General features: G+C 51.0%; 6 protein-coding genes and 2 rRNA genes. 3 read left to right on the forward strand and 5 right to left on the reverse strand.

All coding sequences use genetic code 11. From position 1 onward, the window contains the following. Positions 1-136: 136 nt before the first annotated feature. Positions 137-1,045, forward strand: a complete 909-nt coding sequence (locus AOY23_RS19675) for an acyltransferase (protein WP_054180964.1) — start codon at positions 137-139, stop codon at positions 1,043-1,045. A gap of 13 nt (positions 1,046-1,058) precedes the next feature. Here the strand turns inward: AOY23_RS19675 and dsbA are convergent, their stop codons facing one another. The 3 genes from dsbA to AOY23_RS19690 all read right to left on the reverse strand — a co-directional run bounded on the left by dsbA (position 1,059) and on the right by AOY23_RS19690 (position 3,040). Beyond that, positions 1,059-1,682: a thiol:disulfide interchange protein DsbA gene (dsbA, locus tag AOY23_RS19680; protein WP_054180965.1), complete on the reverse strand. Its 624-nt coding sequence runs from the start codon at positions 1,680-1,682 to the stop codon at positions 1,059-1,061. Between the two features lie 27 nt (positions 1,683-1,709). Next, positions 1,710-2,696 (reverse strand): serine/threonine protein kinase, encoded by a 987-nt coding sequence (locus tag AOY23_RS19685; RefSeq protein ID WP_054180966.1) that lies wholly within the window; start codon positions 2,694-2,696, stop codon positions 1,710-1,712. Between the two features lie 74 nt (positions 2,697-2,770). Then, entirely contained in the window at positions 2,771-3,040 is a 270-nt protein-coding gene (locus AOY23_RS19690; protein ID WP_038161419.1) for a YihD family protein, read from the reverse strand. Between the two features lie 69 nt (positions 3,041-3,109). On the opposite strand from AOY23_RS19690, the gene mobA reads away from it, so the two are divergent. Together mobA and mobB are read left to right on the forward strand one after the other, a co-directional pair. Further along, the gene (gene mobA, locus AOY23_RS19695) at positions 3,110-3,697 is read left to right on the forward strand and encodes a molybdenum cofactor guanylyltransferase MobA (RefSeq protein WP_268807255.1); all 588 of its coding nucleotides are present in this window, start codon (positions 3,110-3,112) and stop codon (positions 3,695-3,697) included. Beyond that, positions 3,694-4,206 (forward strand): molybdopterin-guanine dinucleotide biosynthesis protein MobB, encoded by a 513-nt coding sequence (gene mobB, locus AOY23_RS19700; protein ID WP_054180968.1) that lies wholly within the window; start codon positions 3,694-3,696, stop codon positions 4,204-4,206. Before mobA ends, mobB begins: the two co-directional genes overlap by 4 nt. A 64-nt stretch (positions 4,207-4,270) precedes the next feature. Here mobB and rrf read toward each other — a convergent pair. After that, positions 4,271-4,386: ribosomal RNA gene (gene rrf / locus AOY23_RS19705) — 5S ribosomal RNA — on the reverse strand. Between the two features lie 189 nt (positions 4,387-4,575). Then, a 23S ribosomal RNA gene (locus AOY23_RS19710) occupies positions 4,576-6,305 on the reverse strand; the annotation flags it as partial.

A 6,305-nucleotide genomic window follows, 5' to 3' on the forward strand; every position in this document is an offset into this window, starting at 1 on the left:
GTTCCATGTGGATATAAGTAATATCTATTTTTCTCTTCCGCCAGGCCCCATCATTGTGTGCATTTTCTGATAAAATCAGCCCCTTGTGCCGGTACTCAGTGCACGTTGTGTGGCTAACTATCTGAAATAATGAACTATGTCGAGATTACTCGCTCTTTTAACGCTCCTGCTTAGCGTTATTCTTACGATCCTGGTCACAGTGCTGTGTTCCGTGCCGATCATCCTTGCCGGGATGATTAAACTTCTTTTGCCCGTTCCGGCCGTCTGGCGTTCGATTTCCGCTTTTTGCAACTTTATGATGTATTGCTGGTGTGAAGGCCTCGCGATGCTGTTGCATCTCAACCCCTGGCTAAAATGGGATATCGAAGGGCTTGAAGGGCTGAATAAAAAAAACTGGTACCTGCTGATTTGTAATCATCACAGTTGGGCCGATATCGTGGTCCTGTGCGTGCTGTTTCGCAAGCATATTCCGATGAATAAATACTTCCTGAAACAGCAACTGGCATGGGTACCTTTTATTGGTCTGGCATGTTGGGCGCTGGATATGCCTTTTATGCGGCGCTATTCCAGAAGCTATCTGATTCGTCATCCGGAACGCCGTGGAAAGGATGTCGAAACCACGCGCCGCTCGTGCGAGAAATTCCGCGCTCATCCCACGACGATTGTGAATTTTGTTGAAGGCTCCCGCTTTACGGAAGAAAAAAAACGCCAGACGCGCTCACCGTATAAGCATCTGTTACCGCCTAAAGCGGCGGGCATCGCCATGACTTTGAATGTACTGGGTTCGCAATTCGATAAACTATTAAACGTCACGCTGTGCTACCCGGAAAACGATAAAACGCCGTTCTTCGATATGATTTCTGGCCGGTTAACGCGGATCGTTGTGCGCATTAATATGGAGCCGGTGGCTGAGGATTTACACGGTGATTACGTTAACGATAAGAACTTCAAGCGCCGTTTCCAGCTGTGGCTGAATACCTTATGGAGTGAAAAAGATATTCAGATAGAAGCGATTAAATCTACCTGTAAAAACGCCGGTCGATGACCGGCGTGATTTTTTATTTCTTCTCGACCAGTTGTTTCGCTGTGTCGGCATACTGCTGAACGAAAATATCCATGCTGCTGGTATCCATACCCTGCGGATTCAGCTGATATTTACCGTTAACGAACATCGCCGGGACGCCCTGCAACTGGAGATCAGCCGCTGCTTTTTCCTGCTGGGCCACCAGAGATTTCACCACAAAGCTGTTCCACGCCGCGTCGTATTCTTCGCCTTTCACGCCAGCATCCACGAAGACTTTACGGATATCCGCGACAGTTTGCACAGTCTGGGTTTTCTGTACAGCTTCAAACATCGGCGCGGTAATTTTATCTTCTACGCCCAGCGCCATCGCGACAGCCCATGCCTGGGTCATATCTTTACCCAACGGTCCGAGGAATTCGACGTGATATTTGGTCATTTTGGTGCCTTCCGGCAGCTTTTTCTTCACGGTATCGGAAACATGCAGCACTTCCTCAAACTGGTAGCAGTGCGGGCAATAGAAGGAGAAGAACTCAAGGACCTGAGGCTCTCCTGCAACCGGTTTGTCGAGGGTAATGTATTGTTTACCATCGGTGATCTGCGCTGCGGATGCGCTAAATGCCAGAATCATACCGGCCAGCGCCAGCCATATTTTTTTCATGATGTCATTCTCTCCTGAAATATCAAATTAATACATTGGCGTTAATTGAAGAGGGGGTTCTTGCAGAACCTTCACCTGCTCAAGAAAAGTTGCAGTCTGCTTACGCCAGTAATCTTCCCCGGTTAACCACGGAAAATTTCTGGGAAAGGCAGGATCGTCCCAGCGTCTGATCAACCATGCAAGATAGTAAACCATACGCATGGCACGTAAAGGTTCAATGAGGGCAATCTCATCGATATCGAAGGCGTTAAATTCTTCATACGCTTCAATAATCATTTCCAGCTGCATACGCTGTTCGGCGCGGTCGCCATTGAGCAGCATCCATAAATCCTGTACAGCCGGACCATTGCGGGCATCATCGAGATCCACAAATAACGGACCGTCACGCCAGAGTATATTTCCCGCATGGCAATCGCCATGTAAACGCAGGGTATTAAACCGGCCATGCCATTGCGCCATAACAGCATCGATGAGCGAATCCGTTGCAGTAAGGAAAGCGGCTTTTAAGCTGCGGGGAATAAGGGTCGCGGTGTCGAAAACCTGCCGTGGCTCAATCAGATATTCCTTAACACCAATATCCGGCCGGGCCACGAAACGTTTTTTACGCCCGGTTTGATGTATCCGGCCAAGATAACGTCCCACCCATTCCATCTGATCAAGGTTATCAGACTCAAACTGGCGGCCACCGAGGCTGGGAAATATGGCGTAATAAAAGCCCTCATGTGTCAGCAGGCTTTGTTGGTTAAAGATGAGCGGCGCGGCAACGGGAACGTCATCCTGCTGCAGTTCCAGCGCAAACTGATGCTCTTCAAGGATCTGTTCTGCGGACCAGCGCTCAGGACGATAAAACTTCACCACGTAACGGTGGCGATCTTCATCCTGAAATTGATAGACACGGTTCTCATAACTGTTTAAAGGAGTGAGACCGGAATCCACCCGAATCCCTTGTTCAAACAGGGCATCCATGATGGTATCCGGGTGAAGTGTCTGGAATGTGAAAGCCTTGCCGTTCATCCTGATTCCGAAAACGATACGAATAATTCAGGATATCATTTCACAGCAATTTCGGTGGCTCTGCTTACAAGGTTTTACTCTTTAATCACGCCGCGGGCGCGTAACAGCGCCGTTTTGAAATCTTCTTCGTAATCTTTTTGAATACCGGGAATGACGGCATCTTTGCTGGAGTCGCGCATTTTCAGGTGATAGATCAGAATATCATCGGATAAATCAGCCAGTTCACCGTCATAACCTGACTCCTTCGCCAGTTTCTGCAAAAATTGCATAAGATTCAGTTCCGGCTCTTTTTGCCAGGCTGGCTGGAGAAGTTCAATAACTTCGTTCAGACGTTTACATTTCATGGTCGTGCTCCTTACTCTTGAGAGAGACACGGTAACAGGGTCAATCCCACAATAAAAGAGGCGATACTGGTGAATGCATGGGGACCGGTGACAGGAGTGGTACTGGCAGGTGGTAAAGCGTCACGTATGGGCGGCCAGGATAAAGGATTGCTGATGCTGAACGGCAAACCGCTCTGGAAGCATGTCGCTGATATGCTGGCGCCGCAGGTCTCGTCTGTGGTCATCAGCGCTAACCGTAATCTGGAAACTTATCAGGAAAGCGGTTTTCCGGTTATTCAGGATAGCCTGGCAAATTATCCTGGGCCGCTAGCCGGTATGCTTTCGGTAATGCAGCAATGCAGCAGTAATGAATGGTTCCTGTTTTGCCCTTGCGATACCCCTCATATTCCTCAGACATTGCTCGCGAGTCTGCAGGATAAACAACGTGATGCGCCTGTCGTATGGGTTCACGATGGCGAGCGCGATCATCCTACTATCGCATTAATGCACCGCGGTGTTATTCCGGCTTTGGCTGCTTATCTGGCACGAGGTGAGCGCAGGGTAATGGTTTTCATGCGCGAAAACGGCGGGCACAGCGTGGATTTGAGTCACTTCAAACCGGCATTTGCAAATGTGAATACCCCGGAAGATCTCGCCTACTGGCAGGAGAAGGCATGATCCCATTACTTGCGGTTGCCGCCTGGAGCGGAACAGGGAAAACCACATTGCTCAAAAAACTCATTCCCGCACTGTGTGCAGCGGGTGTGCGTCCCGGGCTGATAAAACATACGCATCACGATATGGATGTCGATAAGCCCGGCAAGGACAGTTATGAGTTACGTAAAGCGGGCGCCGCACAAACGATTGTGGCCAGTGCACAGCGCTGGGCTCTCATGACCGAAACACCGGAGGAACCTGAGCTGGATCTCACCTGGCTTGTCAGCAGAATGGATGCCTCAACGCTGGATCTGGTACTCGTCGAAGGATTTAAGCACGAACCGGTGGCTAAAATTGTGCTTTTCAGAGAAGGCAGCGGCCACGATGCGAAGGAACTAGTGCTGGATGAGTATGTGATTGCCGTCGCCAGCAATATTCCTCTGGCGCTTCAGGTACCGGTTCTGGATTTGAACAACATTGACGAGATTGTTTCTTTCATTCTGACGTGGTTAATGCAGCAACAGCGTTGAGGGTTTTTGACAGACAAAAACGCAAAAAGGCCATCCTTCCGGATGGCCTCTTCACCTAATGGATGCCTGGCAGTGTCCTACTCTCACATGGGGAAGCCCCACACTACCATCGGCGCTACGGCGTTTCACTTCTGAGTTCGGCATGGGGTCAGGTGGGACCACCGCGCTAAAGCCGCCAGGCAAATTCTTGTGCTCTGTCCTGTGTCTTTTACACTGATACCGCGTTGGCTGCTCTCGTAAAGTCAGTCACATACCTCTGTATGCTCCTTCCTTTCCTTCGTTTGCCGCCTTGTCTCAGCGCAAAATCCTTCGGACTCTGAATCAAAGCTGAATATTCTCTCAAATCCGCCAAAACATCTTCGGCGTTGTAAGGTTAAGCCTCACGGTTCATTAGTACCGGTTAGCTCAACGCATCGCTGCGCTTACACACCCGGCCTATCAACGTCGTCGTCTTCAACGTTCCTTCAGGACTCTCAAGGAGTCAGGGAGAACTCATCTCGGGGCAAGTTTCGTGCTTAGATGCTTTCAGCACTTATCTCTTCCGCATTTAGCTACCGGGCAGTGCCATTGGCATGACAACCCGAACACCAGTGATGCGTCCACTCCGGTCCTCTCGTACTAGGAGCAGCCCCCCTCAATTCTCCAGCGCCCACGGCAGATAGGGACCGAACTGTCTCACGACGTTCTAAACCCAGCTCGCGTACCACTTTAAATGGCGAACAGCCATACCCTTGGGACCTACTTCAGCCCCAGGATGTGATGAGCCGACATCGAGGTGCCAAACACCGCCGTCGATATGAACTCTTGGGCGGTATCAGCCTGTTATCCCCGGAGTACCTTTTATCCGTTGAGCGATGGCCCTTCCATTCAGAACCACCGGATCACTATGACCTGCTTTCGCACCTGCTCGCGCCGTCACGCTCGCAGTCAAGCTGGCTTATGCCATTGCACTAACCTCCTGATGTCCGACCAGGATTAGCCAACCTTCGTGCTCCTCCGTTACTCTTTAGGAGGAGACCGCCCCAGTCAAACTACCCACCAGACACTGTCCGCAACCCGGATCACGGGTCCACGTTAGAACATCAAACATTAAAGGGTGGTATTTCAAGGTCGGCTCCACGCAGACTGGCGTCCACGCTTCAAAGCCTCCCACCTATCCTACACATCAAGGCTCAATGTTCAGTGTCAAGCTATAGTAAAGGTTCACGGGGTCTTTCCGTCTTGCCGCGGGTACACTGCATCTTCACAGCGAGTTCAATTTCACTGAGTCTCGGGTGGAGACAGCCTGGCCATCATTACGCCATTCGTGCAGGTCGGAACTTACCCGACAAGGAATTTCGCTACCTTAGGACCGTTATAGTTACGGCCGCCGTTTACCGGGGCTTCGATCAGGAGCTTCGCCTTACGGCTGACCCCATCAATTAACCTTCCGGCACCGGGCAGGCGTCACACCGTATACGTCCACTTTCGTGTTTGCACAGTGCTGTGTTTTTAATAAACAGTTGCAGCCAGCTGGTATCTTCGACTGGTCTCAGCTCCATCCGCAAGGGACTTCACCTACGCACCAGCGTGCCTTCTCCCGAAGTTACGGCACCATTTTGCCTAGTTCCTTCACCCGAGTTCTCTCAAGCGCCTTGGTATTCTCTACCTGACCACCTGTGTCGGTTTGGGGTACGATTTCGTGTTACCTGGAGCTTAGAGGCTTTTCCTGGAAGCAGGGCATCTGTCACTTCAGCACCGTAGTGCCTCGTCATCACGCCTCAGTGTTAAAGCGCTCCGGATTTGCCTGGAGCACACACCTGCACGCTTAAACCGGGACAACCGTCGCCCGGATGACATAGCCTTCTCCGTCCCCCCTTCGCAGTAACACCAAGTACAGGAATATTAACCTGTTTCCCATCGACTACGCCTTTCGGCCTCGCCTTAGGGGTCGACTCACCCTGCCCCGATTAACGTTGGACAGGAACCCTTGGTCTTCCGGCGAGCGGGCTTTTCACCCGCTTTATCGTTACTTATGTCAGCATTCGCACTTCTGATACCTCCAGCAGTCCTCACAGACCACCTTCAACGGCTTACAGAACGCTCCCCTACCCAACAAC

The sequence above is a fragment of the Trabulsiella odontotermitis genome, from assembly GCF_001297775.1.
Taxonomy (GTDB): domain Bacteria; phylum Pseudomonadota; class Gammaproteobacteria; order Enterobacterales; family Enterobacteriaceae; genus Trabulsiella; species Trabulsiella odontotermitis.

Coding starts and splice junctions, on each gene's coding strand:
- dsbA (WP_054180965.1), bottom strand. CDS start 1,682: ATGAAAAAAATATGGCTGGCGCTGGCCGGTATGATTCTGGCATTTAGC.
- AOY23_RS19685 (WP_054180966.1), bottom strand. CDS start 2,696: ATGAACGGCAAGGCTTTCACATTCCAGACACTTCACCCGGATACCATC.
- AOY23_RS19675 (WP_054180964.1), top strand. CDS start 137: ATGTCGAGATTACTCGCTCTTTTAACGCTCCTGCTTAGCGTTATTCTT.
- AOY23_RS19690 (WP_038161419.1), bottom strand. CDS start 3,040: ATGAAATGTAAACGTCTGAACGAAGTTATTGAACTTCTCCAGCCAGCC.
- mobB (WP_054180968.1), top strand. CDS start 3,694: ATGATCCCATTACTTGCGGTTGCCGCCTGGAGCGGAACAGGGAAAACC.